Below are 25,423 nucleotides of genomic sequence, written 5' to 3'. Positions count from 1 at the left end.
ACTGAGTAACCAATCGGTTTGCCCCATTCACCGGATTTCAATGTCGTACGCGGTGTGTGAGTTTTGCCTAAATTAGTCCGTTCCACCCGTTCTACGGTTTCCGCCAAACCGAGGTTTTTCACAAACTCCGATTTATTCGGGATATCCGCGCCGTTCCGGTTTTTCTCCAAACGGGTATTAGCGTTATCATTCGCTGCTTTTACCGCTTGCGGGGTCGCTGCCTGTGTCTCATTGTAACTATTCGTGGCGTTGCTGAGCTGGACAATGCCGGGTTGGGTGAGTGTTGCAGGAGGTGTGTTACTACTAACCGTAGCTCGTAACGCGTTGAGCAGCCCGTTTTGTAGTGCGGTAGTATTACCATCGTCCAATACATCCTGATTATTTGTTTCCGCAATAAACTGCGCTACCACGCTCGCAATTACCGATGCCTGCCGCCAGACTTTGTTTAATTCCTGTGATTTAGCCACGCCAGAACTAAACCCGTTCGTCCGCGCTGGTAGTTTGCTGTACTCCGCATTCGATAACACATTTGACCCGTCCGCGATGCCGAACGGTAGAAACTCATTTTTTGCCATAATGTCCTCACAATTTTACTGCCCAGCCGCCAGTATCAAAACCCGCGACAAATTCATTATTGATATCAAAGCCAAACAGCCCATTGCGGGCAGAATTGATATAGTTGTTAACCCGAACCGCCTCAGGTTTGACGTTCAGATAGCCTTGCCTGATCACTGCCTTAATCACCTCAGGAACGACACCACCGGTTAAAAACACATCCATCGTCATGTCCTGATTATCGATAAACAATATTTTGGTATTACTGTCCGGCAAGATTTGCTGATAAATGGCCTCCAGCATTTCGCTGGTGCCGTCCCAATGATTGGCCTCGATTTTCACCCGCAACAACGTGCGGTAGGTTTCGTCGTCCAGCTCAGTAAATCCGGTATCACTGTCAAATTTCCTCTTCCAGCTCCCCCGATCGAAACCTATTTCCTCCATGTCCAGCGAGAAATACACGCCAACAATAGGTATCCGCACGTAGCGCGACAGTCCAATCCATTCCCCGACGGCATCCAATTGCACACCGACCCCGTGGTCGATGGAGAATTCGGTATTCAGGGTCTGGGCAACAGTGGCAATGTCTGAGAGCGTGCGGGTGATGAGGTCAATGTGGTCAACAAATTTAGGTGCCGGGCGATGCTGGGCGGTAATGAGTTTTAGATAATCTCGCCTCATGTCACCACCACATTAATGTTGTCAATGTTACAAACAGGTGCCTCGTTAAAGGCGATTTTTAAATTGGACTCCGCCAGTGCATGTGCTGATCGGCCAATTTTCAATGTGTTAATGTCGTAGGTCTTCCCTTCCTCATCACCGGGCAGATTGGCAGGGGAATAGAGCCGTGCCAGATAAACGTTATCGCCAATAACAATCGTGTTAATGTATTTCGCGATGGCCGCTTTGATCCTGTCCCCTACCCGCGTGGTGTAGCCCTCAAACGCCGTGATGTTCAACTCGACATAAACTGACACGTCAACGGGGCGCGAGAACCGGACGGGGGTTGACAATCCATAATGATTGCGAACATTAATCGTTGTGTCGCCAAACGTCCCTGAGCCGGGCGTTTTTTTCAGGGCAATAGTTTTAGCGATTTCAGTCGCGTCCCCGCCATCGACGATCATGGCAACCGAGTGTGGCGGGATACCGTTGATGTCCGTTTTATGGGTGTCATTCTCAAACCCGCGTAAACGAACAACGCCCGGTATCAAACTGATTGCGCCGTGCATGCCGTCAAGTACCGTTCGTGATGGCAGTGCGACCGATTTATGTTGACGGATGCGTAACGCGCCGTCCGGCTCAATGGGCGCGCCTGCCGTAGCGCTATGCGAATTAGTGACACTCTGCCAGCCCCGTGTCGGGGTGCCGATGATATAAATGTCACCCGGTGCGGCGGTGATCGCCCCCAGTTTTTGACAGGTCGCCGTGATGGTTACCGTACCCTGCGTACCTATCGTGACAGTATCGGGCAACGCCCACGGATTGTTGTTCCGGTCACGCACCAGACCATTTTTAACCACCGTGCCGACCTGACCCACCAGGGTGACATCGGCCGTCGAGCGGGTGGCTGCATGGCGTGACAATCCGTTAATGGCGACGTTGTTAGAGAGTGCAGCACCGCTGGATGTACGTGGGCTGTAGGTGTTATAGGACGCAATGACCATATTATTAGCGTCATGGATGGCTAGTGCATAAATGGCGATCATTTCCCCGTCCTTACTGTCAGGCTCGATGTACGCATCTTCCCCGTAAATCCGGCGGAAATAGCCCGTCAGCCGTGCCAGTATTGTTGGGTAATCAGGCGCAGTGATGCCGCTCGCGGTGATTTTGGCCGCAAGCCCTAACGTGTCTAAATTAAGCATAATTTACCGTTCGCTGGTAAGGGTCGTTTGACCGTAGCGGGTGTTAATAGTGGCGGTGATAGTGATTTGTCGGGTGTCGGGGTCACGTCTGGCATCGAGTGAAACAATCTCAATTACCCCCTCAGTACCGAGAATGCGCTCACGCAGGGACATAGCGCTGGAATAGTTTTTTTCCAGCACCGCTTCTCGGTAGGGTGTACCCTCTGTCACATCTAAAAACCAATCCCCGCGCCACAAGCTGAGCCGAGTTTTCACCGCCTGAGCAACCGTTTCAGGGGAGTTAATCAGGAAGGTATTATCCCCCTGACCGAAGCTGTAATCGCCGTTGCTATCCTCTCGTCGGTATCTCATTATTGTGGTCCTCCTGTTGTGCCATCACCGGTTCGCACGCCACTGTGTCGGTGTTTCATTAGACTGATACTACCTGCCGTTACATCGTTTCTCACTTTCACTGGCCCGTTCATTGTCGCTTCACCACCACTGGTGCCCATACCTTGCGACAGATTGCCGTTAATGGTCACATTGCCGTTGAGCACAATTTCAGGTGAGTTGATTTCAGTGCCGCTATCCGCCGTCGCGGTCAGCTTGCCGGGAGTTTTTACCGTGATGTTATGGTTACTGGGTGACAGCTCAATGTACGCTGCACCATCATCTGTGCGCAGTTGTGCTGCGCTGGTGCTAATATTGCTAATTTTTCGCGCCTGCGACTGAGGGCCAACAATGGCGAACCCGTCTGATAAATTGTGCTGGCGAGGGTCTACAGGCTCTTGAACACCGCCGCTCTGCCACCAGTAATCGATGCAACGGTCAGCGAAAATAACCAAACACTCGTCACCTGATTTAATGGGAAACGTCAGCGTCACGCCACCTCCACGAGGGAAAATCACAGGCACGTCAACCAGCAACGGTAATACAACCGATTCCGTTATTCCGTCGCTATTTGTGACTGCCCAACGTATTGAGGGTTGTGCTGTCACTGTCACCGCATCGGCATTAAATGACTGAATGATGCAGGGTAATGCCACGTACAACCCTGAACTGATCGCTGACTGCATTAACAAAAACGGCGTTTCGGGCTGGTTAACTCGTTCATGGTGAGTGATCATTGTTGCCTCACATCCATCTGTAGTGCTGATTGGTTAATTAATGTCTGGTCAGATTTCGCCACACAGATCAGTTCCATGTAGTACATGGTCTCGCGGGTATCACCGAAATAGTTGACGTTGATAACCACATAGTCGCCGTCGGCGTCAATGGGCGCAGGCATCTCTTTATCACTGTTGCCAGAGGCGATAACCCCCGTAGATTTCCCCGCCATATTAATCGACTTGTTATCCAGCCGGATTAAGGTTCCCGGCCTGATTTTAGGCGTGATGAGACATTTAACATTGATCCCTCCTCCTATTGTCTGCTCTGGCATCCCAATCAACCCTGTTTTATAGGTCAGTACAACCGCCTCAGTGAGGTAGGTGCGCTTGGGGATAATATGGCATTGCCCGTCTTCATAACGCCATTCAGCGCCGTTCTGTTTAGCCAAAGTGGATAATTCGTTTCGGTGCATACCGAAGAAAACCTTACCGCGTGGTGCAATAGTCTGTTTAAATTCAGGGCGTAATCCGGCGAAAATGCCGTATTTCTCAATGTCCCGCATCAACATTCGATCTACATCCGCCTGTGTGTACCCAGCCGATATCGTGATGTTGACTACTGCATCGTTGTACGCTTGGTCACCGTCACCGGCCTGTATCACCACGTAAGTATCGGTCGGGCTGTCTCGCCCTGTGTAGGTGTACTGGATCTGACCGGAAAATATCTGCCCTGAGTTGCCACGATATCCTGCTGAGAATTTTACAATTTTGTACTCATGCCGGCGGATCTTATTGCGTGTCTCGTCGTTTAGATTATAGATTTTGAAAATGCCTGTGGCAGGGTACGCAAATGATGGTCTGGTAATGCTGAACTTTATTTTCAGTTCCGACAAATCAATACCTTCACCTTGTTCATCGGCAACAATCAGGCTGCATTCGCGAAGCCATTGTTTTGACATAATAGTGACCTCGTATAAAAAAAACCGCACTTAAGCGGTTTGGTTTGGTTAGATACGTCGCACGGTTTATCCCTGCGGGGGCGGGGAACTCAATATTTAACGCAGAACCTCATGTATAGGGTTGTCGAACGTTGCAATGCTCGTTTCGTCATGGATGAAGCGCATCCGGTGCAGTAATTCAGCCAGTATTTTCTGGGTCGCATTTATATCTTTACGTAACCGCCAGTACGCCTCGGCATCAACTAAAACCTTACCGTCGGGTAGCGCTTCACCAATGGTGATAGCGTGCGTATCGTCATAAATTTGAGCATTGGTTGTATTACTAGTTTCGTTAACCGTTATAATTGGCATGCCTGTATTCCTCTGATCAGAGTATGAACTGTTTTATTAGAAGCCCCTGACTATTACCCGTAGTTGGGGGCTTCGCCGTTTTGACGCGACAATATTTATTACGTAATTGTAACTTTTTGTAAAGATAATCCGCCGTAATTTGCGATATGCTTCGAATATTCAACCATTTACACACGTAATACGTGTAAATATGTATTGTTAATACTGATTATCACTGTTAGATTGATCAATTAATCTAAATAGATCAGCATTTGATCACAGATCGAATTTCTACCAATAAGAAAAAAGCCCCGCATCTGCGAGGCTTGTAACATTTAGCGTGAAATTGCTTCATGTATCGGGTAGTCAATACTGGCTATACTGCGTTCATCGTGAATAAAGCGCATTCGGTTTTTTAGCTCAGCGAGAGTTTGCTCCGTATAGTTTATATCTTTACGAAGTCTCCAATAATCTTCTGTATCGACCAGAGTTTTCTCACCCACAGCTTCATATTTCGAAACCTTACCGTTCGTGACCGTAACCAAATATTGGCCGTCGGCGTTTAAACGGAATGGTACTGGTTTAGCTGCTCCAGTATCAAAGTACCTGCTCTGCGCATCTACCGCTTCTTCAACAGTGGGGTAACAACCAACAGAAATTGTCTCAGAACCGGAATAAATAACCGCACGATAAGGTTTGGTTTTACTGTTTTGTAAATAGATACCTTTGGGTAACGGTCTGTTTACGGAAATAACGACGTTAGTTTCAATAATCGTTCTGTCATAGCCGATAGCTTGCTTAAATTGCATTTGGAATGTAGGGCTTAACCAACCGGCATATTCAACAGCCAATATTTCATGAGCAAACGTACCTTGGTTTTTCTGTATGTGAATGACTTCATGATCGGAAACTACGCTTAAGTCCGCAACCCATGCTTTCGCATGTCGGGTTTTGAGCCATTTACTGGGTTCTTTGCTCTTTTTAGCTCCGCTAGCATTATACAGGGCACTTAACTTATACCGTCCCAATTCATCGGTGATAAGCACGATGTTACTAACAGCAGGTTGAGGCGCTTGGGGTTTTGTCAGTTGGTTTTCCAATTCCTGCCAACGGTCAACTAAACGAGCGGTAAATTCAGGTGACAATTGAGCAACTACAACGATGCTATCACGCTTGCCTTTTTCGCCTGAGAAAATATAGTCCTTAACTTTCTGCGGCGCACCTAAGTTATTGATAATTTCGGCTTCCACCAATGGTGGAAGCCGGATAACATCTTTCTTAGCCAATCTTTCGATAGTTCTTTTCACACTATCATGGCGAGAATCAACTAAGTCGGCGATCTCACGGCTTGACATAGTGACAGCTTGTGTTGTAGGTGCTAGAATATTCATAGCGTTATTTCCTTGTTGGTTTGTTAACGTTGTTTTAGAAACCCCGATGGTTGCCGCCGTTGGGGTTTTGCTTTTATTGTTCAACTGTTTCATGTTCGCTCTCCTGCTTGTAGTGCTCATTTCTTCTTTTCTCATCGTTAATACTCCATACCAGACGTTGAATAATTGCCGCGTTAATGGATAAACCTTCTTCCCTCGCTTTCAACTCAACGTGTTCCTTTACTCGCTTTGGTAAACGCAAACTGAACGTTTCGGTTGCTCTTTCGGTGTATAAGCTGTCTTTCATTTGTATTCTCCTGTGAATGGGGGCTATTTAACACTAACGGCCATTTGCCTCTAAAGTTAATTTAGCACCATTGCCAATAAAGTCAAGTAGCCGCTATACTTATTTTTATAAATTTTTAGAGGTAACACCCATGAACAAGTACCCAAGCCAGACGCAAGATAAGTTCACCGTTAGATTTCCTGACGGCTTAAGAGATGCAGTGGCTAAACGTGCGGAAGCTAACGGGCGCTCAATGAATTCTGAGATAGTTCAAATTATTGAAGACGCTATCGCCGCAGAAGAAAGTGGGGTCTCCCTAAGCGAAGCAACTGAACTAAAAAAACTCATGGATATTCAAAAAGCCGCTATTGATAGAAATAATGAACTCATGGATACTCAAAAAGCCGCTATTGATAGAAATAATGAACTCATGGCGACAAATCAGAATCTCATGAAGCAGCTATCAGAAATACTTACTGTCAAAGCTATAACTAAATAAGCCCCGTGATGGGGGCTTTTTTTCACTGGCTTAAGGTATAAGACGACCTGTTTCATTTAGGTTCTTTTGGTAAACTCTAGCCATACCTGCCCAATGAGAAAAAAGGATTTCACCCCTTAGAATAGAATTACTGGCAGCCATTTTCCACGCTAGCTTTGATATGTTAGGATCTCTTGCCGTTTTTACCCAATCCTTAACCCCCGCAATAATTGCTCTCTTACATGTAGTATTTATATCCACCTTTGCGTATACAGACACTTTTTCACATGATTTAGCTTGTTTAATCAATGTATTTCTATACATATATGGGTAGAAAAATAGTGGACGACTGTAAATCGTGGGGTTTCCGTATTTCTCAGTTTTATTACCGTCCCTGTCTCTAATATTATATTCTTCTAGTTTGGCATTGTTCAGCAACGCAATGGCGGCATTCACGTACTCATCGTTACTATATGTAAATTCAATCGGTTGAGTATCCGGCAATTTTGAATTTTCCTCTATTTCCTGATTTCTTATCTTCATTAATCCAGTAGCAAAATTATTCATAACCGGTATTATTTTCTCAGGATCATAATATATAGATTTAAATTTTTCATTGTCAGTTTTGTATGTTTCAAGAAACTCTTGGATTCCTTTACCCCTCATCTTTGACGCACCTGATTCAAGTAGTTCCAATACACACGTCGCACTGTATAAACATGACTGAGTGGGATTAGTAAGTTTAATTAAAAAATACATACTATATAAGCTCCAAGAAGCTTTTTTTGAAAAGGGGGAATCTTCATTACCAGTTATGATATTAGCAATGTCATTCTTAGTAATTTCATTCCCTTTTAATTTAATTTTATCCCATTCAATTAGTGAATTCTTTCCTGTTTCATGACCTTTTTTATCATCATTGAGTAAGGTAGCTACGGCTAGTAACGCTGAATTATCCTTACTATCGAAAGTTACCGCGTTACTTTCTGGAGGGTTTAACGCAGCGCAACCGTGAATAAAAAAAAATGCTAAGTAAAAAATAACATTCTTCAATTTAATAACCTCTCGTTAGCTATTTAACACACACAAAGTATAGCCTGTTGCTGCTACCTAACTCTTCTCCGTTTGTCTTATTTTGTGGGGTATCGCAAACAAAAATCAGCGAACCCTTAAACCCTAAATACCGGTGCGGTTCTAAAAGATCTACACCGGAAACTAGCGGTATCCCCAATACAATTGGCTCGCCGTTCGGGTGCATGATATCTAATATCCAGCCAGCACAATCCCGACACTGTAATTGCATACGATAATTAACACCGCCTAATTGGATATCGAACCGTTGATTTTTTGCGTGTAACGGGATCTCAACTATGTTCATTGCAATTTATCTCCTACCCAATCAACCCCTTTTTTGAGCCAATCTAAACCCCCTCTCGTTGATTCGTTGATCTTACTCAATATACTTTCTTTTTGTTTAGGCACTACTGGCGTTACGGTTCCTCTATCAACCGCTGAGCCAGTACTAAGAGGATCTTTCATTCGTTCCGGTGGTGGAGTAACCCCAGCTTTGACTGTATCGACAATGATCACTTCGCGTAATGTCAACGTGACCATCAGCACGTTCTCCGAGGTCTTGTCTGTCTTTACCTCTATTGCCCTGATCAGCATGTTTCTGTACCGTCGTTTGCCCGTGATGACGTCGAACGGCTCTTTAGAGGCTTTGAGTTTAAGCAGTTGTTCGTAGACTTCTTTGGGACTTTTTCCCAATGTTGCTCCGGTATCGAAATCAAATATGCTGATTTTTGAGGTATCAAAACCATCAATCAGCGAGCCACCGCCAGCAAATCCAATCTCCATCGTGACTTCTGACGGCCTGTCATACGCATGGTCACTGATAGCTGCACCTCTTTGTACGGGGTGCTCGGTAATCTCTGCTGAATCTTGATGTTTTTCCGATATCACCACGCTCGGCACTAGCATTCCGATTTTTCGCGTATTCTGAAAGAATAACGTTGATAAAATATCCATTGGTTACCCTATTTTAGTTTGCAGATTGCGTACCAATATCGCGGTATTACGTTGTACCGTTTCCCCCGTGAGCGCGGCGGCCTCGTGCGGGGATTCAACACCATTAACCGTAATATTATAGACCGGTGAAACTGTGGTTTGATTTGGCTGGTTATTAGCTAATAGCTGCAACCGTTCTGGTGTATATCCGGTATGACTCATCATGTTGTTGGCATTTGCCATTGCGTTATCGAACATTTTCGGGTCAACATTACCCAGCATGTTGTTGATATTTGCCACTCCGTTCTCAAGTGCGCTTAGGTCAAAATTAAAACTGTTTTTAGCCAGTGCTTTTGTCGGGTCGCCCTGCCCCTTGATTGCCGCCATGATCAACCGCGTGTCGTAAGGTAAGGGTTTCCCTATCTCCTCCTGACTCATGGCATTCATAAGGGCGTACATCATGTTATGGTTATTTAAATCCAATCGATCATGCCTGCCGACACCTAGCCGCTGCGCAACCCTATCAATATAATCTTCGGTGCGGTTTTTATCTTTTCCACCTGGAGGTGCCCATTTTCGTACAATTAAATCGACGGATTGACGTTTAACGTTATCCGTCAAACCGTTGAAGTAGCGCCGTAACTGCCAAGCGGTGCGCTCCAGCCCATCATAGGCGGTATTAAATTTAGCGAACCGACGTTCAGGGTGCGTTTCTACCGTTGCGCCCCTTTGTTTGGCAAATTCTATATTCAATGGGTTATTATTACGTTCACCTCGTGTTAGTCTTTCCTGTGATTTTTCAACTTCTTTTTTGGCGTATTTACCGCCGTTTGTAACCCAATCCCACGCATCACCGAATGATTCAAATAGCGGTTCCGCGTTCTTTTCATTTTCTTTAACTTTATTATATAAATGTGTTCCTACATCTACGCCACTCGCTTTGGCTTCTTCCCTGATATCCTCAAGGCGCGTATAAGAATCTATAATAATAGCGGCAGCAGCGAGTTTACCTATCCCTTTAAGCCCTTTGCCTATTTTACCGAATGCCCCTAAAATCTGCCCAACCCAGCTAACGGCGATATAAGTAGCAAAACCAGCAAAGGCGGTCTTAAGCAAATCTAGCTCACCATTAGCATCGGTAAACCATTTGCCAATCTTGGTGTTTTTGAACCATTCTTTAAATTCATTAAGTTTTTCCAAAACATACTCAATGCCCTCACTGAATTTCGTTAACGTCCCTTCCCATTTACTCCAGTCGATAAACGATTTACCGCCGTCTTTCCATGTCTGGTAATCGTCATAGAGCAGGAACAACGCCGCCAGCAATGTTGTGATAATACCTATGGGGGAAGTTAAGAATCCGGTATTCAGTGCCCACCACGCCGCCAGCACCAAGCCGAATGTTTTAATCAGATCTTTACTACCTTCGTCTAATTTCTTCCACCAGCCGATTAGGTCTTGGATACCTTTAGCACCGCGAAAGACCACCTGACCGAGTATCTCAGACAGGGTCATTATGGCATCGACCACTGACATAATGACTTTTTCAATAGTCGGCCAATGTTTTAATATCAACTTGGTGAACTTCTCCACACTCGGTGTCAGTATTCGGGCAAGTTCGCCACCGACCTTTTCTTTCGCTGACCGTATAACCACCCCGAACCGTGAAAACTCGGTCATAAACGCATTGGCGTGTTTAGCCGCTATTTCAGGGTCATAGCCAAGTGCTTTTGTGATCATCTGGTAGTCAGACACGTACTCGCCCACACCACGGCGCATCGCCATGAGGGTATTTTCATCTATACCCAGAATGTTGGCGTACTGATTTGCCCGATATGTTGGCAGCGCCGACAACCGTTCTCCTATCAATGCCACTAGCGAAGCGGTATCGTGCAGATTGCCGTTGGTATCACGGGTCTGGATACCCATGTTACGCAAGAAGCCCTCGCCACCTGGATTATTTCGTAGAAACTTGGCGACGCCCTCCAGCGAGGAGTTCAGCCCCTCAACACTGCCCCCTGCCTGACTGACCGCATAGCCTAGTGATTTAATCTGCTCTGCGGCTCCGCCTGTGCGTTGAGCCTGCCAGTAGAGTCTATCTAACCCACTGGCAACCTGCGCCGTAAAGCCCACAACGGCCAGCGCCGCCCCTTCCACTGCGGCACCCAGCTTTAAGACATTGCCGGTGACGCCCGCGATTATGGCGCTGAATTTTTTCTCACCCGCACCGTCTACCTCAAATCCCAGTGAGATTAGAAAGTCGCGAATGGTTTCTGCATTAGTGTTGCCCATCTTTCCACCGTGTTATCAGTGCCTCGTTTTCGGCGTCCACGTCCAATGCGTCATTCATCAGGGCGATATCGGCCAGATCGATATCACCATTTTTTAATGACTCGTATTTACACATACCGTTACGAACAGGACGCATTAGGTAAAAACGCCCATTAGGAAGAGTTTCTAAATCCAGACTAGGTTGACCTGGAATTACTCGCCGCTCTCTGGCAGTGCGGGAAAAAAATTACCCAATGCATCCTTAATGACATGCCCGACAATTTTCAGCAAATCCAGCCCGTTGATATCGTCAAACATCAATTGCTGACCGCTGTAGATACCACTCCAAGCTCCGCCCGATTCGCGGCTGACTACGGACAGGCAGATATCATTAATCTCATAACGCGCCTCTTTACCCATTGAGCGTACCGCCTCCGCCAGAGGAACGATAAAATCTGCCATATCACCTAATGTTGGCGTACCACTGACCGTGGGTTTTAGCTGGTCAAAAATAGGTTTAAGCGCTGGGACTACGGGAAGCAGTGCCACCGCCAGATCTTGTTGCTGAAATGCGTTCAATTTACCACTACGGTATTTTTTGCCGTTGATTTCGAACTCCATCAGAATGTCCCCAATATAATATCGATTTTGCCACAGTCAAAAACCCAACTGACTGTATTCCCTAATTTAGCGTTAGTAATGTCCGGTATTTTCTGGAACGCAACCGAACGTGCCGTGTGGGTATCGCCAGACGCTTTATTACGGATCAGGATGATATTATTTCCCCATGTCGCCGAAGAAAATTGCTGAGCGTTGTACATCAACATCAGCTTGGCGTTAGCGGGTGAGGTTTTCAGCAAAGTAACTGTAATTGTCCCTGATTTCGTCGCCGCCAGAGAATGCATTACCTCACCGTCAGCCCCAACGGTCATGGTGTTTTTGGACTCAGCCATAGCAATAACGATACCTTCCTCAGAGGTCGCGGCGCCGTTAGCCAAATCGACCATACCCCCAATGCCCGTTATCGTGGCGGACACATCCAGAAATGAGAATGTAGCCATGTGATTACCTGTTTACGTTAATGATGACATCAGCAAAATGCACCGCACCCGCGAGTTTGATAGCGCATTGAATGACCGGAGCTTTGCGTTTCTCGCGCTCGGCTTGAACCTGTTCGGCGATGGGCTGAGCATAGGTGTAATAGCCCTTGGTCAGCATATCGCCCCTGTTCAATGCTCCGAATGAATCCCCACCCCAAATACCTGATGCAATCAACCCGTTGGTAACCCCTTGAGCCAGTGACTGCTCAACGTTGGCTAATAGTTGGGTTACACCCTCATCGGTCTGGGGGATTTTGGTCGTACTGGTGTACAACAGATTGTACAAATTGGTCTGGACATAGTTTTGTAGCCAATCCAGCCCGTGACGTTCATCAATGAACGTGCCATTTGCCATCACACCCTCTTGGATAATGGCAGTATCGTTGTTGTAACGGACAAATACGTTACCGTTTTTCGATCTCAGCGCATTGGCCTGCGTTGCGGTCAATAACTCAGCACTGATAGCGGGTTCCTGTTTAAATTTCAGGGTGATAGTGGTGCGATTACCCTGAAAATTCACCGTGAACATTCGACCAAACAGTGATGCCACTGCATAGGGTTGTGCTGAGTATTGCCACAGCGTGCGGTTGAGAAATGCGCCTTTGAGCTGTGAACCTATATCGGTATCTACATCAGAGTCGAGTACGTCGGTTTTGGTGACGGTATGCCCGTAAATACGAGAGACTGACGCCGATTCAATGTAACGGGACACACTCAACACATCGCTGTCTGACAGCGAATTATCAGCGATAACCAGTCCATACCATGCGCTCGATGCATCACCCAGCACCGCTACGGCCTCGGCAATAGTTTCAGGCTCGGTGGGGTCGATAACCGTAGCGCCTGATATATCATCCAGTTTCAGAATATCACCAATATAGTTGCCACTGTCCGCGCGGGTGGCATAGCCGAGTTTCCCTGTTGTTTGTAATGTAACGACGAAACGGGACGATGTGCTGTCCCAACGCACTGAGGCGTTTTTCAACCGTTCAGACACACGCTCCGCAACGCCATTGAGATTGGTTTCGTTGCCGAAATTGACTCCCGTAACAGCGGTTGATTTACCATCAACAGTGAGTTTGAATGAGCCATCCGTAATCGCGGCAAATCGGCTCATCGCCTGTTCGGGTTTGGTCAGGGCAGCACCGCGTATTGACGCAGCGACCTGATCGTTCGCCCAGCGCCCGATATACAGGTCAACGGGCTGGGGTGACTGTGAATAGTACAGCGCAGCGGCCTGATACTCAGGGGTATCCATGCCAAAATCAGCGCCAACACCCTCAATATCAGTGTAATAACGCAACCGTTCGTGCGTGTTGATTACGTCACTGGTGCCTACAATCAGCAACGAGCCAAAATTTCGGGCAGAAGCTGCGCGTGGAGCCGTGTTAATTTTGACATTAACAATGCTAGAAATAGGTAAACCCTGCATGGGCTAATCTCCAAAGAATTTTACAGGTGCGTCGAGTAGCGATTTAACGCCGTAACGACGAACCGATTTGCGCCGCAATGTGACATTAATGTCGTAGCGACGTACCCATTGGTTATTAATGAGTTCAGGGAACGACGTGATGTGGGAATGTTTAACTACAGACAGACCTAATTGATTTAGCTCAGCGTTGTTCTGGCTCAGCGAAATACCGTCGCGAAAACGCGAGGCATACCGCTGACTACGAGGACCATAGAACGAGGCCGAGCATTCGAACTCCTCATGTCGCCAGATTTCCCCATGTTTATCGGTTTGACTGGCGTATGCTGGATTATCGTCAGCAGGTATTTCTACCACACCAAACCCGCACCAGTCAGTATTGGCCGGAGGGTGAGCAACCGGAACAGGTGTCCAGCGCGGGCGAACCATGCCATTCGGTAGCCCTGAAACCTCCCGTAGCCATTGACTAAGCCGCCGGTCTAATTCCTCGTCGTAGACGGGTTCATTATCTGGTGTTAACCAACCTGCCTGTTCTGAAGTGTTGTTCATGGCGAACCTCCGTCAAATGGCAATAACTCACAGTGCGCCTGAACAAATCCCGCACCGTATGCGGTATAGGGATCTACGGATTTGACGAGGTATTCGCGGTTTTGGTAGGTGACAATATCCCCTGCGTGACCTGTTTCGCCCGCAATCAACCGCTCAGTCGTAATAATCAGAATATTGCCCGTGACAGTTTGCCCAGACATACGGATTTGAGCCTCTACAGATCGATCGACCGTCACTACACCAGCGAATTGTCGGACAGTATCGTCGGTTGTCGGGAATCCATCATTATCAACTCGCGTAACCCTGCGTTTTACTGTCAGTGAGGTATCGCAAAAATCAGGGTCAGACAGCACATCAGTGACATCTAAAAACGGCATGGTTATTCCTCCGATTTATCCCGGACAACGTAGGTAATCGACCGTCGGTACGCGCCCGTATCGATCAGCGGTTTCACCCCCTTACGCCCACGTCTGGCACGGGCGGCAACAGTCGGATCTGCCAGCGGCTCAAAATCATGCGTCGTCATGTAACGTTGCACGCCCTGAACTGCCAGCATCCCTGCTTTGTTTAGCGCTGTTTCTGCCGTATCATGTCTACCGTCCAATACCGCGTTCGCGGCGATTTTCAATTGTTCAATAGTTTTATCCTCTACTGAACGAACACCAGGGCGAAGATGTGGACGTGATGGGATATTCTGCGCGGGTGAACCGAATTCGTTGATATAGCCGATCCCTGCATTGCCAAACGGTACATCATCGCGACTGCTGTTTTCAGAGGGAACCCCCACCAGCACATCACGATTGCCAATAGTTTTCAGCGCTCGCAAAATGTCGTTGGCGTTATCAACTCTGATTTTCAGACCACTTTTCATAGCTGGATACCTCCTGCACCAAACGACAGCAACAACTCGTAGAACTCCGAGCCGTAGCGGGTATTGTTCCAGAAACCGGCATTCGGGTTCAGGGTCGCGCCGGTGTCATAGCTGGCACTCACCTTATCCACCGCTTTGGACGACAACACGCCACTGTTTGCCCCGCCTGCCCCCCCTGCTGCCACAGACCGACTATCCGCCGCCCACAGAGCCATGTAATGGGCTACCATCAACTCCACCGCATAGCTGAACATATCCCCGAATCGGTTTCCATCTAACTGTTTGTCAGCCAGACGTAACCGGAACTGGATTTGGGCATCGGGGAATTTGACGGTGTCAGAGAACTGAGGAAACTCGAGGCGGAACTGGTCAATGGTGGGCAGATTTCTATTTTCTGTTGCCCCCATTTTTACCCCCGTTATTGGCGGTCTGATTTGAGCTTGGGTCCTGCAAAATCAGCCCTGCTATTCGGTTGTCGCGTTCCTCCAATTGCTGTTTCAACTCAGATATCTGGGTATCACGCTCAGCAATAATCCCGCGGAGTTCGACATATGCGGACTCATGATCAAAGGGTTCTGCATTGCCACTTGCATTGCCAATTGCGTCGATAATTTCAGCATGAGCCTGTACAAACCAATGTTGGGCGACGGATTCGCTGACGTTATGTGTTCCTACAGTAAATGTTTCGGACTCGCCGTTATCATGGGTGAATCGAAATGGCGTATGTACCCTGATTTTCATCATCATTAAATACCATCCATATAGTTCAGTGTTTCACGGTAGACCAGTTCAACCGCACCCAATTTTCCATAGTACGTCACCATTTGATACAGACCACGATATTGAATAGGGATGCTCTGTAATGGCACCATCGGGAAACGAATAAATTTTTTGTCATTGGTATACGCAATAGCGCGGTCTTTACCTGCGACGCCAGAGTTTTTAGCCCATTTCACCGCACGGATATTTAACGGCGTACCGTTTTGATGATATGCAATGGTATTGGTTTGCAGATAGGTTAACAACGATTGGTTACCCGCCGTGGAAACAATAATTGATGACAGTAGCGCGTACTGTTCAGGCGGAATTAACAAATCAGTCGGCACCATGGTATACGCTGAGTGTGCCCATGCATCGCTCAACAACTGGTTGATGCTCTCGCGAATTTCATCTGGTGAAGACTGCGCCCATGGTTTGCGTGCGTTGCTGAGATTGGCACGTTTCTGATTGAGCAGCCCCTGTAAACCTAGACTCGCATCACCGACATAAACCTGTTCGTCGGTATCCATGTTCCATTTCAGGAGCATACCGTCATGTTTCTGTGAATCGATAGGCCGTCCAACCTGTTGTGCGGCGTTCAGTTCAATAATCGTCCAGCCCAACTCCATTCCCCATAACGTCAACGGATGTCCGTCGCGTTCGATATTGACGTTGACGCCTGCCAATGCGGTAGAGTTGCCACTCACCCAATTTTTACCGTTCGGGTTAATAGATCCTGCGGCGGCAAATTGGGTATTTGTCCAGGTTGCCATCTCGTCGGCGATGGTCACATCCTCTCGAAACTGGATATCGCGGCTATACGTATATTGCACCAGTGGTAAGTTAATGGTCTGATCCAGACGTTCCAGTTCACCTATCAGGAAAGTACCGGTGGTATCGACGGTGCGTTGGTCATATGTAAATGGCATAAGTTCCCTCAAATTTTGTACGAAATTTCAACATTACCGTCAGCGTCGCCCGCTCCGGTAAACTGTGCATTAGGAAGTGACGCGGTTTCGCCGTCGATCGCTACATTCAGAAAGCTACCTAATGGGCTGTTTTTGGTAGGTTTTCCGACTCGTACATAAACCGCCGAGCCTTTTTTGATGCTGGAGGCGTCGCCGTCGAGTTTCACGATCATGTAGCCACGTTTCAGGTTATCCCCTGTCAGATTATTATCGGTGCCGATAATATGTGCCCTGTCCGGCATACTAGTAGTGGGGTAGACACGAACATAAATGCCCTGAATTTTGTCTGCGGTATCCCCCTCTGCCAGCGGTACGAAATACTCACCGTCGTATTTTCCAACCAGACCATAGGCGGGGAACAGGTTATCTGATTTCAGAAAAACAGGTTCAACGGTCATATCCTGTAGGCGTGAGATAGCCCCCGCAATGCCGAGCGGCATGCGCGTTAAATATGCTGTCATATGTTATTTGCTCCGATTTGCCCAAAATTCGGCATTTTGTTTGTTCAGGTCGGCAATGGCATTGCCCGATGATTTGTTACGTGCTGCGCTGTCGCCTGTGGCCCGAACATTGCGATTTTTTGCCAGTTCAGCCACAGCATTAAACGCCAGATCGACGACGTGTTTAGGCAGTTTTTTGATTTCGGCATCACCGACGATGTTACGAACCATCGCCTGGTCTGCACTCACCAGTACACGACGTTTAAACGCGGTCAATTTTGATGGTTGAGACAAATCAACCCCAGGTATAATTAGCTCAGCTTTATAGGCTGAATCTCCTGTGATTTTTTCCTCTTTCTCATCTGTCTCGTCTTTATCTTCGCCATCGTCCCCTGTCGGTTTATCTTTCTCAGGCTCCGTACCGTTATCGCCTGTTTTTCCCTCCAGCGCATCCAGACGCGAAAGAATTGCCTGCGCCCATGCGGGTATATCATTATCATCCCCTATCTTCCCTTTTCCCATCTCAGGGTTGGTATCGGGTAGAGGGTGTTGGGGGCTGATATTAATGTTGATGGCTTTGGGTACTTCGCCCGTGCCTTCATCGCCAGTGACAGATTCAGGCGCGCTACTCAATGCCTCTGTCAGCGCTGCCGAATCGTTGGTTTTTATTGCCCGTCTGAGGCGTTGAAACCATTTTTGTGTTGTAGTAGACATACTATCTCCAATTGAACAACGTGAACCGGCGCGCCCGTTTTGGACTAGCGCCACATGATTACCTGTGATTTGATATTGTTCGGCGTTCCCTGTGGTCGTTTGACGATATTCGGCGTTGTAGCCACATGAGACCTCATCAAAGCCCGAATCTATCGCAACCATTGCCGTGGGGTCTTTGATAACCAGATCCGCCAACATCAGGTCAGATTGTTCCCCCTCGCCACGCCTGACATTTTGAACATGCCCGTAAGCCAGATCCCGCCAGTTATTAGGGGCGACAAACATAATGTTGCCGTTGTCGTCCTCAGGGTGCTGTATCGTGACCGTCATCCCCTCAAACGACGCTATTGTCGACTCGTGGAAAACTTCCTCGGGGGAACGTTCAACCACAATCTCACCATCGTCATCGGGTTCCAAATCCGGTAAATCGACGTCGGCATACAGCTGTGTGCCTGTTCTGGCTATAGGGACGTCTTTACACAATAGGGAACCATCCGCCAGTTGGTAACGGGTGTTACCAAGACGGGTAGTAAAGAAATATTTCATGATTAATCTTCCGGTATTACAACTTCGCAGTAGCAACGACAATTAGGCAGTGTGCCTGCGTGTCCCGTCAGTCCATCCAGTGTCGGGGGTTTACCCCATTCAACGAATTGCCCCTCCATCTTGTGATGAGAGTCACGGACATCGCCATCCTCTGCGGTACGCCAGATATAACCTGTAGAACCAATGGATTGTGCCCGTGATTGCGTAAGCGCTGTCTGTGCCCTGCCAAGTTCTGTTCTGGCAATGAGTTTGGCTCTGGATAACGCCACCTCGCCAGTTTTAGCTATTTCCTGTGCAAACGGCTCATGCCGACCGCCAGTAACAACCGCCTCTATTGCCCTGTTGTGAATGTCATACACCCGGTTAGCCGCCTCGATTGGCAGCGATTTGATGTATTTGACTTGCTCGGCAACAATAGAGCGCATCACCTGTCCAACTGGCGCATTGTCCACCAGATACCGCAGTTCCTGACTGATAAGTTGGCTGCGTTGCCGCCACTCTTTTTCATTGTGGCGGTTGATATCTAATGCGAAACGTTGTGCCACACGTTGTGCCCACGGCGTTATTAACTCACTGTAGTTGTCCAATGCGCCCATGATCTCCGTAACGGAATCATTGGAACCATCGTAAGAACCTGCGACTATGTCGCCTACCGCCCGAGCTATCGCCCGTAGACTCGTTCGATATTGATTTTCCGCCTGACGTGATCGGCTCAATGTTGTTAATGTCGAGTCTCGGCGGCGGCGGCGGCTCGGTTTCTGCATCATTGATATCCTCATCCGATATTGAACCGCCAATACCTGTAACGTCTGCCATTTCGCGCAGGTCGTTCATGGCGGATTTCAGGTTCATCATGCCCCCGTCCAATGCTCCATTTAGTGCGTTGACGGTATTCACAGCAATTGTGGAGCGGTCGAGGTCTGACATTTGCCACAACGGGTTAAACTCAAACGTAAAATCGTCTGGTAATGGCTGTTCGAACTCAGAACGATGCATGACGTCCAATAAACGGCGGATAGGTTGGCGTAACCGCCGTTCTTGTTGGGTTCCTATATTGTCGTAATAATTAGCCAGATCGGCATCACCCGTTGAAAATCCCTGCGGGGACTGACCAAATAGTCGTACCAACGGAATACCCACCGCGCCTGATATTTGCTCGGCAAACTGCGCCAGCACATTATCTAGTCCACTGAACGAATATTGATGGGTTTCAAACACATCGTTTTTATCCATCAGTGTCATACCCTCATTGCTCTGGAACTGGCGGATCATGCCCATGTGTTTGAGCAATGCATCCAACCTCGCACCACCCATCGCAATGATTTCTCTCAGTTTGTCTATGCTATAAGTGCGTAAATGCGCCTTATAGACCAACTGCGCCGCACCCGTTGTGGCACTATCAAATGCCGTGAGCCTGTCGTAAATGCGTTCAACAATTGACATGCCCCACTCGTTTTCAGTCTGCGCCTGCTGGTATGGCAGCGTTACGCCATCAAACCGTATCAGGCGGCTGTGATGGATTTTCCACGCCGGAATACCGCGCCCTGTATTTGTGATGTTGTAGAACTCAGGTTTGCCGAGGTCTCTACCAATCTCTTTAATACGACGGTTCAAATCCGGCTCCACTTGCCAGCGGTCTAGTGGTAATAACCCTCTGAATTTGCCTTTACCAATGGTCTCTGGCCGTAGTGGCGTAAATGGTGCCTGCCCCTCGATCAGAATTAGTCCAACTGCACCACCGTAGAGCCGTGACCATTTGATGATATTGTTCAGGTTTTCCCATAGTTCCAACTCATCAAACAAAGATTCCAGCACGCCACGCGCTTTGGGGTCTATTTCAGACGTAATACGAATGCCCTTGCGCGTCATATCATCGGCTACTGAGTCCACCGCCGCCCCGATAATCCAGGACGAACGGTACGCATTTTCGATCAGCATCCTGTTACGGCTCGTCCAGTTTGGCCGATAGGTAGATGCGGCGTGCTGGTTCGGGGTGTGCATCCCAACACGGGCGAGCATATTCTCGTAACTATCTGCCGTGGGGTGTAATTTGCGATTTTTCGCCATTAGCTACCTCGTCCTAATAATTCCCAGATTTCCATTGAGATGTCCATCGGGGCGTACAAAATCATGGTAGAGTCAGCCAGATTGGGGGATTTTGTCCCGTCCGGTTTTTTGTCCACAACGATTTTCCCCACTCCATTCACTGAATAGGTGGGCTGTGATAACTCAATGACCAATTTGTCTTTCAGTGGTATTTCACTAGAAATGGATACCAGTTCATCAGGATCGTAAAAATGTCCCTCAGCGACTGCCCTGTGCGTTTTCTGAAAGCGGGTGCGCAGTGACCACCAGCCCTGCGCTTTGGCATTGGCGAAAAAATCTTTGTTCAAGCGGGAGGCACTGAACGCATCACCCGGTACCGCTTCACCTTCGGGTTCGAATACCGCTCCGCTACCCCGAAACGGCGTCGCGGTTATCATGTTCATCCGCTGAGCCGTACGCTGTTCATTGATAATACGGGCATCACCCCGTACACCTGCGCCCAGCCCGTCAGAGTCAAATCGAAACGAACCTATTGTATTCTGTTCACACCAGCCGAAGATCTGCTCTACTGAGCCGAATATGTCAGAGCCTTTGCCTGACCATTCTTTGATGTCCTGCATCAGGAAACCATGCCGCCAAGCAAAGGCGTTTTTATCTTTGCCCTCGTCGGCTACATCCATCGCCCCCATGCGAATACCCGTTGGTTGAATACCGAGTTTGATATGCGCATCAATCGCAGACTGCACCCATTCGGACGGGATCAAAATGCCCTCAACAGACGCCTGATAGTTGATATCAACCTCCTGCGCCAGTGTCACCGGATCAAGTTTTTCTACCTGTTTTGCATACCACACGTCATCTTTGCGCGGGTCATCGCGCCAGTGGAATGTAAATACCTGAATATTGCCACTGTGGCGCCGTTGAGCGAATGAGTTCGCCATACCGTTTGGTGTTGAAACGTCCTGCCGACAGTTAGTTGTGGCCGATAGTGACGCATCCACCAGCTCAGGACGTTCAAGGAAAGCCGCCTCGTCCACAAAATAAAACGACGCACGGTCACCACGCCCTATTCCGTCCCCCGCTTCACCAGTCATGACCGAATCGGTATCAGGGAACAGAATTCGCATGTGAGGTGCGTGTTTGCGAATATCCCACGTTCCTCGAAATTCGGCGGGCAACAGGTTGATAAAATTTCTTGCCTTATCAAACAAAGACTTAGGCGATCCTAGCTTGTCCACGTACTCCTCTTTGCGAGAACCAAACCCAGCGGCAACACCCCGATTGAACAGGCAAATCGAACTAGCCGTGGCGATGGTCAGCCAGCTAATGCCCATATCACGGGTTTTTTCAGTGATGCCAGGCTCCTGAGTGCGCCAACACTCCAGGAACCAAGCAATCCACTCCTCCTGACGAGGAAACAGAATAAACGGAATACGGGCAGGTAAACCGCGTTCAACGTTACGTGGATCTACGGTCATGCCCCAGTCAATGATAAATTGACCTGGATTATCTCGGTAAAATGTCCGCATCGCGGGTAGTAATGTTGGATTCTGGCGAATGCGCTGTAACCGTTCCATCCGCCACTCAAATACCTCGTTATAATCGGGGTTACGAAAATCAAACGGAAACGGAACAGGCATGATCACCTCATCATTTTCTTGTAGGCATCGGCGGCCTGTTCTGCTGTCAGACCGGCGACCTCAATCGGCCCACCGTCTGCTCCAGTGTGCTCGTTCTTCACGTTGTCGCGGAATGCCTGCACCGATACGTGCTTGCCCAACAGCTCCAAGTTTTTAACTTTGTCCGGCCATTTGATTTTCTTAAGAATGCCGACCATATCGCGTTCATCACCCCGGCCCTCGAACATCTCAGCTAGATTGAATCCACTGATATACCGTCGCCATGATTCGGGCCACTGAGACAACGGCTTGATGCTGAGATCCTCGTCCAATATGTCTGCCACATCCATCTGGTCGATTTCAACGAGGCGCATGAGCACGTAATTAGCATCAATACCCAATTGTTTGTTGCGCGCCTGTTTCAGCTCATCGATCAGCGCAACAACGTAGGGTTTTTGCATCAACTGATAGCCCAGTTCACTAGCACGTTTCGGGCTGTACCCCGCTCGTATTGCTGCCTGTGTTGCGTTTAAATCGACCAGGTATTCACGACAAAACGTTTTTTGTTTTGTCGTCATTTTTTTACTGGTCATGTTTTTAGTTCCTAAAATTGAAAATAAAAATGCCACCAGCCCGTGTGCGTTGGGTACGCGATGGGAACGGGTGGCAGCATGGGTTATCGGTATTCCTTTAACCACTCATAGAACGGGTAAAGAAATATTGGTTTTAGTTTCAAGCGTTAATCAATTGTTAAATATTATTCGCTTTTAATTACACTGAAATGGAGTTATTAGGTTTTGTGGTAGTAATGTTGTAAACGATGTAGGTGATCATTATGAAAAAGTATCTTCTTCTTTGCCTAGTAGCGGGCACAACGCTTTTAGCTTCAACGCAGACCTACGCCGCACTTTGCCAGTATAAGACTGGTAGTGATTGGGCTAACTGTATGACTTCGTGCCTCGTGTTTTTCGATAATTACGATGCTTGTCTATCTTTATAACTTCCGATAGGACGGTAGCATTCCCACCGTCCTCTCACCCACACTGCCCTCTAACCTACTCCTGCCACCCCAGCATCATTTGCCCTGGGGCAACCAATCAAAATGTCGTTGGTTGAGCCACTGCACGAACCCAGCACATGATCCCCTTTTGCAGATCGGTGCGGCCTTCGTTTAGCCAACGCATGTCAATTTGGTGATTTCCGGTTTGTGTATGTGTTACTACGAGATGATCATAGAGCTGACCTAATTCCTCACCCAGCGCCTTAATCTTGTTCATGCAATCAATTTCATCTTGGGTTAATTCACGGTAGCCAGTGATTTTACGGTGTTGGTTTTCCATTGTTTCCTCTGCATTCAGCCTTAGCATATTCCTGCAAATAGCTTAATTTTGCCCGGTCGTTGATGATACCTTCTCGGATATCGAGAACAGTTGATCCAGTTTCTCCAGTGAGTTCGACGGGGGTTGCATCGCCCACGCCGCCGGCGGTAACGGTTTTAGGCACGGAGGGGCAGACGGCCTTGATGCGCAGCTTGCGACGACCAGCGGCAACATCAGCCCGAAGAGTATCAATTTCAGTCTTGGCATTGGCAAGTTCCTGAGTGTGTTTGGTGTTTAACTCTGTGAGGTGCTGGATACGTTCTTGCTGCTCGTTTATCGCGATGACCTGTCCGTCATACACTAACTTTAAGTTATGGTATTCTTCGGCCTTGCCCCGATACTCACCGTAATAGAACCACAGTAGGCCAGAGACAATCACCAGAGCACCGAGGGTGAAGTACCGACTATTGAGTTTCATAGCATCTCAAACGCCCGTTCGAATGTTTCTTCGGGGTAAGGCTGCTTACCGTTCTCGTGCTGAATAATGGACTTAGCCAGCGCAATCAACGTCGGTTTATTCACCTCAACCTTTTCGAGCTGGTCAACATTGAGCGCTTTAGCAACACCGTTAATATATGCAGTAGTGTTATTTTCCAAGCTTGGCGCATACCGGTTGATGATTTTAGATACGCTGTTGTGTCCACCTTTATGATAGTTACACAGCAGCTTCATCAGCGCCCGAATGCCATATTCAGCCGATTCGAACCGACAGAACCGAGATTCAATCTTCGGGTCATGGGGCAACTGACCTTGCCACTTGTTCTTTGGGTGGTGATCGATATTGCCCGGATTGTTATTGCGAATGCCTCTGGTCACTGTTTATCCCCCAAACGTTTATTAATGGCATGAACAGCAAACTCGCGTAGCTTCTCAACACCAATAAACCCAATGGCACCCCCGATAGCCGGTGCAAAACTGGCAGGGATGCCGAACATTTCCAGACCACTGGACACACTCCATGACAGCGCACCACACAGCAGTGCCTCGACCCAGCGGTTCTTTCGTTCCACGCCGTCATAAATCAGGCGACCGTAGCAAATCGCTATCGCCAGCGCAGAGCCTAATATTTGCGGCCATGAGTTTTTTAGGCCATTTAATAGGTCAGCCCATAAATCAGGATTTTCTTTCATCTTCATATTCCACCCCATCTGAACAATGGGCGTCCGTGGGGTGAACGATGGTTACCCCTGTGAGTAGGTTAATAGGAGGTCGTTATGGGAATTCCCATATCGATCGAATGAATATCAAATAGTTAGGATTGCAGATACGAAAAAGGCCGCATTTGCGACCTCGTTAAGAGTGTGCCCTCAGAATCGAGGGCGGTAGATACGCAGCGCGTATTGATAACAGGCTGTGCCTGCATGATTTCAGATGCTAAATTGTGGTCCTGCCAATATGAGCGTTTGCGGTCGGCTGGAACATGTAACTCCGCTACGCACCCAACACTTTCTCGGTAGTTGGCGACCAAATATGCAATTAGCTGACCGCTCACCCCTATTTGCGTCTCAATACACCCCCGTGTAGCAAGATTTCAGATGTTTGTGAGCGGTCAGCTAATTGCATAGATAATTGTACGAATTTATCTGCTATTTAACATAATGATGGTTAGGCGCATCCGCGATTTTCAACTCAGTCAAAAACACACCCCAACGCCCCAAAAGACCAAGTTTTCTCGCCCATAATGGACTAATTTTTGATATAACATTTTGTTAACAAATTGCCACTATTGGTGTTCAGATAAATCACGGTGTCTAAGTGCTATTTTTCCTAGTTTTCAGTTTTCAGCCAAAAAGA

Annotated in this window: 34 protein-coding genes; 1 reads left to right on the top strand and 33 read right to left on the bottom strand. The window is 47.9% G+C overall.

The annotated features are described in order from the left end of the window. From Xets_RS14965 to Xets_RS14925, 9 genes are all read right to left on the bottom strand, one after another. Positions 1–575: phage tail protein (locus tag Xets_RS14965; RefSeq protein WP_187652032.1), on the bottom strand; the 575-nt coding region annotated here is incomplete at its 3' end. A 7-nt stretch (positions 576–582) separates the two neighbouring features. Beyond that, entirely contained in the window at positions 583–1,236 is a 654-nt protein-coding gene (locus tag Xets_RS14960; protein ID WP_187652031.1) for a DUF2612 domain-containing protein, read from the bottom strand. Beyond that, positions 1,233–2,420 (bottom strand): baseplate J/gp47 family protein, encoded by a 1,188-nt coding sequence (locus Xets_RS14955; protein WP_187652030.1) that lies wholly within the window; start codon positions 2,418–2,420, stop codon positions 1,233–1,235. The genes Xets_RS14960 and Xets_RS14955 overlap by 4 nt, the downstream gene beginning before the upstream one ends. 3 nt (positions 2,421–2,423) lie before the next feature. Next, on the bottom strand, positions 2,424–2,771 hold the full coding sequence (locus tag Xets_RS14950) for a hypothetical protein (protein ID WP_187652029.1): 348 nt from the start codon (positions 2,769–2,771) through the stop codon (positions 2,424–2,426). Next, positions 2,771–3,526, bottom strand: a complete 756-nt coding sequence (locus tag Xets_RS14945) for a Gp138 family membrane-puncturing spike protein (protein WP_187652028.1) — start codon at positions 3,524–3,526, stop codon at positions 2,771–2,773. Before Xets_RS14945 ends, Xets_RS14950 begins: the two co-directional genes overlap by 1 nt. Further along, positions 3,523–4,467 carry a hypothetical protein gene (locus Xets_RS14940; RefSeq protein ID WP_187652027.1) on the bottom strand — a complete coding sequence of 315 codons (945 nt, stop codon included), beginning with the start codon at positions 4,465–4,467 and terminating at the stop codon, positions 3,523–3,525. Before Xets_RS14940 ends, Xets_RS14945 begins: the two co-directional genes overlap by 4 nt. Before the next feature lie 96 nt (positions 4,468–4,563). Further along, entirely contained in the window at positions 4,564–4,818 is a 255-nt protein-coding gene (locus Xets_RS14935) for a hypothetical protein (protein ID WP_187652026.1), read from the bottom strand. Between the two features lie 314 nt (positions 4,819–5,132). After that, a complete protein-coding gene (locus tag Xets_RS14930; RefSeq protein WP_187652025.1) occupies positions 5,133–6,281 on the bottom strand; it encodes a KilA-N domain-containing protein in 1,149 nt (382 codons plus the stop codon). Continuing rightward, positions 6,262–6,474, bottom strand: a complete 213-nt coding sequence (locus Xets_RS14925) for an Arc family DNA-binding protein (RefSeq protein ID WP_187652024.1) — start codon at positions 6,472–6,474, stop codon at positions 6,262–6,264. The genes Xets_RS14930 and Xets_RS14925 overlap by 20 nt, the downstream gene beginning before the upstream one ends. A gap of 130 nt (positions 6,475–6,604) precedes the next feature. Between Xets_RS14925 and Xets_RS14920 the strand changes: the two genes are divergently transcribed. Next, positions 6,605–6,952, top strand: coding sequence for an Arc family DNA-binding protein (locus tag Xets_RS14920; protein WP_187652023.1), 348 nt, complete (start codon positions 6,605–6,607; stop codon positions 6,950–6,952). 30 nt (positions 6,953–6,982) lie between these two features. On the opposite strand, the gene Xets_RS14915 is transcribed toward Xets_RS14920, so the two are convergent. The 24 genes from Xets_RS14915 to Xets_RS14800 form a co-directional block, all read right to left on the bottom strand. Then, positions 6,983–7,984, bottom strand: a complete 1,002-nt coding sequence (locus tag Xets_RS14915; protein ID WP_187652022.1) for a hypothetical protein — start codon at positions 7,982–7,984, stop codon at positions 6,983–6,985. Between the two features lie 19 nt (positions 7,985–8,003). Further along, complete coding sequence (locus Xets_RS14910) at positions 8,004–8,309, bottom strand: hypothetical protein (protein ID WP_187652021.1); 306 nt, start codon at positions 8,307–8,309, stop codon at positions 8,004–8,006. Further along, positions 8,306–8,959 carry a phage baseplate protein gene (locus tag Xets_RS14905; RefSeq protein ID WP_187652020.1) on the bottom strand — a complete coding sequence of 218 codons (654 nt, stop codon included), beginning with the start codon at positions 8,957–8,959 and terminating at the stop codon, positions 8,306–8,308. The genes Xets_RS14910 and Xets_RS14905 overlap by 4 nt, the downstream gene beginning before the upstream one ends. A gap of 3 nt (positions 8,960–8,962) precedes the next feature. After that, positions 8,963–11,230 (bottom strand): lytic transglycosylase catalytic, encoded by a 2,268-nt coding sequence (locus Xets_RS14900; RefSeq protein WP_187652019.1) that lies wholly within the window; start codon positions 11,228–11,230, stop codon positions 8,963–8,965. After that, positions 11,217–11,366, bottom strand: coding sequence for a hypothetical protein (locus Xets_RS14895; protein ID WP_187652018.1), 150 nt, complete (start codon positions 11,364–11,366; stop codon positions 11,217–11,219). The genes Xets_RS14900 and Xets_RS14895 overlap by 14 nt, the downstream gene beginning before the upstream one ends. Positions 11,367–11,422: 56 nt before the next feature. Continuing rightward, complete coding sequence (locus Xets_RS14890) at positions 11,423–11,830, bottom strand: phage tail assembly chaperone (RefSeq protein WP_187652017.1); 408 nt, start codon at positions 11,828–11,830, stop codon at positions 11,423–11,425. Continuing rightward, positions 11,830–12,270: a DUF3277 family protein gene (locus Xets_RS14885; protein WP_187652016.1), complete on the bottom strand. Its 441-nt coding sequence runs from the start codon at positions 12,268–12,270 to the stop codon at positions 11,830–11,832. The genes Xets_RS14890 and Xets_RS14885 overlap by 1 nt, the downstream gene beginning before the upstream one ends. Before the next feature lie 4 nt (positions 12,271–12,274). Beyond that, positions 12,275–13,741 (bottom strand): DUF3383 domain-containing protein, encoded by a 1,467-nt coding sequence (locus tag Xets_RS14880; RefSeq protein ID WP_187652015.1) that lies wholly within the window; start codon positions 13,739–13,741, stop codon positions 12,275–12,277. Positions 13,742–13,744: 3 nt separating this feature from the next. After that, on the bottom strand, positions 13,745–14,287 hold the full coding sequence (locus Xets_RS14875; protein ID WP_187652014.1) for a hypothetical protein: 543 nt from the start codon (positions 14,285–14,287) through the stop codon (positions 13,745–13,747). Continuing rightward, positions 14,284–14,664, bottom strand: coding sequence for a head-tail adaptor (locus tag Xets_RS14870; RefSeq protein ID WP_187652013.1), 381 nt, complete (start codon positions 14,662–14,664; stop codon positions 14,284–14,286). The genes Xets_RS14875 and Xets_RS14870 overlap by 4 nt, the downstream gene beginning before the upstream one ends. A 2-nt stretch (positions 14,665–14,666) precedes the next feature. Then, the gene (locus Xets_RS14865; protein WP_187652012.1) at positions 14,667–15,158 is read right to left on the bottom strand and encodes a hypothetical protein; all 492 of its coding nucleotides are present in this window, start codon (positions 15,156–15,158) and stop codon (positions 14,667–14,669) included. Beyond that, complete coding sequence (locus tag Xets_RS14860) at positions 15,155–15,565, bottom strand: DUF4054 domain-containing protein (protein WP_187652011.1); 411 nt, start codon at positions 15,563–15,565, stop codon at positions 15,155–15,157. Before Xets_RS14860 ends, Xets_RS14865 begins: the two co-directional genes overlap by 4 nt. After that, positions 15,546–15,905 (bottom strand): hypothetical protein, encoded by a 360-nt coding sequence (locus Xets_RS14855; RefSeq protein WP_187652010.1) that lies wholly within the window; start codon positions 15,903–15,905, stop codon positions 15,546–15,548. Before Xets_RS14855 ends, Xets_RS14860 begins: the two co-directional genes overlap by 20 nt. Next, positions 15,905–16,846 (bottom strand): DUF2184 domain-containing protein, encoded by a 942-nt coding sequence (locus tag Xets_RS14850; RefSeq protein WP_187652009.1) that lies wholly within the window; start codon positions 16,844–16,846, stop codon positions 15,905–15,907. The genes Xets_RS14855 and Xets_RS14850 overlap by 1 nt, the downstream gene beginning before the upstream one ends. A gap of 8 nt (positions 16,847–16,854) precedes the next feature. Then, the gene (locus tag Xets_RS14845) at positions 16,855–17,346 is read right to left on the bottom strand and encodes a hypothetical protein (protein ID WP_187652008.1); all 492 of its coding nucleotides are present in this window, start codon (positions 17,344–17,346) and stop codon (positions 16,855–16,857) included. 3 nt (positions 17,347–17,349) lie between these two features. Next, positions 17,350–18,585: a DUF2213 domain-containing protein gene (locus Xets_RS14840; protein ID WP_187652007.1), complete on the bottom strand. Its 1,236-nt coding sequence runs from the start codon at positions 18,583–18,585 to the stop codon at positions 17,350–17,352. Between the two features lie 2 nt (positions 18,586–18,587). After that, positions 18,588–19,181 carry a phage minor head protein gene (locus Xets_RS14835; RefSeq protein ID WP_255430667.1) on the bottom strand — a complete coding sequence of 198 codons (594 nt, stop codon included), beginning with the start codon at positions 19,179–19,181 and terminating at the stop codon, positions 18,588–18,590. 16 nt (positions 19,182–19,197) lie between these two features. Further along, positions 19,198–20,652: a DUF1073 domain-containing protein gene (locus Xets_RS14830; protein WP_187652006.1), complete on the bottom strand. Its 1,455-nt coding sequence runs from the start codon at positions 20,650–20,652 to the stop codon at positions 19,198–19,200. After that, the gene (locus Xets_RS14825; protein WP_187652005.1) at positions 20,652–22,271 is read right to left on the bottom strand and encodes a TerL protein; all 1,620 of its coding nucleotides are present in this window, start codon (positions 22,269–22,271) and stop codon (positions 20,652–20,654) included. The genes Xets_RS14830 and Xets_RS14825 overlap by 1 nt, the downstream gene beginning before the upstream one ends. A 2-nt stretch (positions 22,272–22,273) precedes the next feature. Beyond that, a complete protein-coding gene (locus tag Xets_RS14820) occupies positions 22,274–22,843 on the bottom strand; it encodes a terminase small subunit (protein WP_187652004.1) in 570 nt (189 codons plus the stop codon). A 504-nt stretch (positions 22,844–23,347) separates the two neighbouring features. Then, positions 23,348–23,590: a hypothetical protein gene (locus tag Xets_RS14815; RefSeq protein WP_187652003.1), complete on the bottom strand. Its 243-nt coding sequence runs from the start codon at positions 23,588–23,590 to the stop codon at positions 23,348–23,350. Continuing rightward, the gene (locus Xets_RS14810) at positions 23,571–24,047 is read right to left on the bottom strand and encodes a lysis protein (RefSeq protein WP_187652002.1); all 477 of its coding nucleotides are present in this window, start codon (positions 24,045–24,047) and stop codon (positions 23,571–23,573) included. The genes Xets_RS14815 and Xets_RS14810 overlap by 20 nt, the downstream gene beginning before the upstream one ends. Next, on the bottom strand, positions 24,044–24,445 hold the full coding sequence (locus Xets_RS14805) for a structural protein (protein ID WP_187652001.1): 402 nt from the start codon (positions 24,443–24,445) through the stop codon (positions 24,044–24,046). Before Xets_RS14805 ends, Xets_RS14810 begins: the two co-directional genes overlap by 4 nt. After that, positions 24,442–24,765 carry a phage holin, lambda family gene (locus Xets_RS14800; RefSeq protein ID WP_255430666.1) on the bottom strand — a complete coding sequence of 108 codons (324 nt, stop codon included), beginning with the start codon at positions 24,763–24,765 and terminating at the stop codon, positions 24,442–24,444. The genes Xets_RS14805 and Xets_RS14800 overlap by 4 nt, the downstream gene beginning before the upstream one ends. Between the last annotated feature and the right edge of the window lie 658 nt (positions 24,766–25,423).

Origin of the sequence: Xenorhabdus sp. TS4 (genome assembly GCF_014467265.1) — a bacterium.
Taxonomy (GTDB): domain Bacteria; phylum Pseudomonadota; class Gammaproteobacteria; order Enterobacterales; family Enterobacteriaceae; genus Xenorhabdus; species Xenorhabdus ehlersii.
This window is presented reverse-complemented; position numbering and strand designations above follow the sequence as displayed.

What these genes read in the sequence shown, in the direction of transcription:
- Xets_RS14960 (WP_187652031.1), bottom strand. Translation starts at nt 1,236, where the DNA reads ATGAGGCGAGATTATCTAAAACTCATTACCGCCCAGCATCGCCCGGCA.
- Xets_RS14955 (WP_187652030.1), bottom strand. Translation starts at nt 2,420, where the DNA reads ATGCTTAATTTAGACACGTTAGGGCTTGCGGCCAAAATCACCGCGAGC.
- Xets_RS14950 (WP_187652029.1), bottom strand. Translation starts at nt 2,771, where the DNA reads ATGAGATACCGACGAGAGGATAGCAACGGCGATTACAGCTTCGGTCAG.
- Xets_RS14945 (WP_187652028.1), bottom strand. Translation starts at nt 3,526, where the DNA reads ATGATCACTCACCATGAACGAGTTAACCAGCCCGAAACGCCGTTTTTG.
- Xets_RS14940 (WP_187652027.1), bottom strand. Translation starts at nt 4,467, where the DNA reads ATGTCAAAACAATGGCTTCGCGAATGCAGCCTGATTGTTGCCGATGAA.
- Xets_RS14935 (WP_187652026.1), bottom strand. Translation starts at nt 4,818, where the DNA reads ATGCCAATTATAACGGTTAACGAAACTAGTAATACAACCAATGCTCAA.
- Xets_RS14930 (WP_187652025.1), bottom strand. Translation starts at nt 6,281, where the DNA reads ATGAAACAGTTGAACAATAAAAGCAAAACCCCAACGGCGGCAACCATC.
- Xets_RS14925 (WP_187652024.1), bottom strand. Translation starts at nt 6,474, where the DNA reads ATGAAAGACAGCTTATACACCGAAAGAGCAACCGAAACGTTCAGTTTG.
- Xets_RS14920 (WP_187652023.1), top strand. Translation starts at nt 6,605, where the DNA reads ATGAACAAGTACCCAAGCCAGACGCAAGATAAGTTCACCGTTAGATTT.
- Xets_RS14910 (WP_187652021.1), bottom strand. Translation starts at nt 8,309, where the DNA reads ATGAACATAGTTGAGATCCCGTTACACGCAAAAAATCAACGGTTCGAT.
- Xets_RS14905 (WP_187652020.1), bottom strand. Translation starts at nt 8,959, where the DNA reads ATGGATATTTTATCAACGTTATTCTTTCAGAATACGCGAAAAATCGGA.
- Xets_RS14900 (WP_187652019.1), bottom strand. Translation starts at nt 11,230, where the DNA reads ATGGGCAACACTAATGCAGAAACCATTCGCGACTTTCTAATCTCACTG.
- Xets_RS14895 (WP_187652018.1), bottom strand. Translation starts at nt 11,366, where the DNA reads ATGCGTCCTGTTCGTAACGGTATGTGTAAATACGAGTCATTAAAAAAT.
- Xets_RS14890 (WP_187652017.1), bottom strand. Translation starts at nt 11,830, where the DNA reads ATGGAGTTCGAAATCAACGGCAAAAAATACCGTAGTGGTAAATTGAAC.
- Xets_RS14885 (WP_187652016.1), bottom strand. Translation starts at nt 12,270, where the DNA reads ATGGCTACATTCTCATTTCTGGATGTGTCCGCCACGATAACGGGCATT.
- Xets_RS14880 (WP_187652015.1), bottom strand. Translation starts at nt 13,741, where the DNA reads ATGCAGGGTTTACCTATTTCTAGCATTGTTAATGTCAAAATTAACACG.
- Xets_RS14875 (WP_187652014.1), bottom strand. Translation starts at nt 14,287, where the DNA reads ATGAACAACACTTCAGAACAGGCAGGTTGGTTAACACCAGATAATGAA.
- Xets_RS14870 (WP_187652013.1), bottom strand. Translation starts at nt 14,664, where the DNA reads ATGCCGTTTTTAGATGTCACTGATGTGCTGTCTGACCCTGATTTTTGC.
- Xets_RS14865 (WP_187652012.1), bottom strand. Translation starts at nt 15,158, where the DNA reads ATGAAAAGTGGTCTGAAAATCAGAGTTGATAACGCCAACGACATTTTG.
- Xets_RS14860 (WP_187652011.1), bottom strand. Translation starts at nt 15,565, where the DNA reads ATGGGGGCAACAGAAAATAGAAATCTGCCCACCATTGACCAGTTCCGC.
- Xets_RS14855 (WP_187652010.1), bottom strand. Translation starts at nt 15,905, where the DNA reads ATGATGATGAAAATCAGGGTACATACGCCATTTCGATTCACCCATGAT.
- Xets_RS14850 (WP_187652009.1), bottom strand. Translation starts at nt 16,846, where the DNA reads ATGCCATTTACATATGACCAACGCACCGTCGATACCACCGGTACTTTC.
- Xets_RS14845 (WP_187652008.1), bottom strand. Translation starts at nt 17,346, where the DNA reads ATGACAGCATATTTAACGCGCATGCCGCTCGGCATTGCGGGGGCTATC.
- Xets_RS14840 (WP_187652007.1), bottom strand. Translation starts at nt 18,585, where the DNA reads ATGAAATATTTCTTTACTACCCGTCTTGGTAACACCCGTTACCAACTG.
- Xets_RS14835 (WP_255430667.1), bottom strand. Translation starts at nt 19,181, where the DNA reads ATGGGCGCATTGGACAACTACAGTGAGTTAATAACGCCGTGGGCACAA.
- Xets_RS14830 (WP_187652006.1), bottom strand. Translation starts at nt 20,652, where the DNA reads ATGGCGAAAAATCGCAAATTACACCCCACGGCAGATAGTTACGAGAAT.
- Xets_RS14825 (WP_187652005.1), bottom strand. Translation starts at nt 22,271, where the DNA reads ATGCCTGTTCCGTTTCCGTTTGATTTTCGTAACCCCGATTATAACGAG.
- Xets_RS14820 (WP_187652004.1), bottom strand. Translation starts at nt 22,843, where the DNA reads ATGACCAGTAAAAAAATGACGACAAAACAAAAAACGTTTTGTCGTGAA.
- Xets_RS14815 (WP_187652003.1), bottom strand. Translation starts at nt 23,590, where the DNA reads ATGGAAAACCAACACCGTAAAATCACTGGCTACCGTGAATTAACCCAA.
- Xets_RS14810 (WP_187652002.1), bottom strand. Translation starts at nt 24,047, where the DNA reads ATGAAACTCAATAGTCGGTACTTCACCCTCGGTGCTCTGGTGATTGTC.
- Xets_RS14800 (WP_255430666.1), bottom strand. Translation starts at nt 24,765, where the DNA reads ATGAAGATGAAAGAAAATCCTGATTTATGGGCTGACCTATTAAATGGC.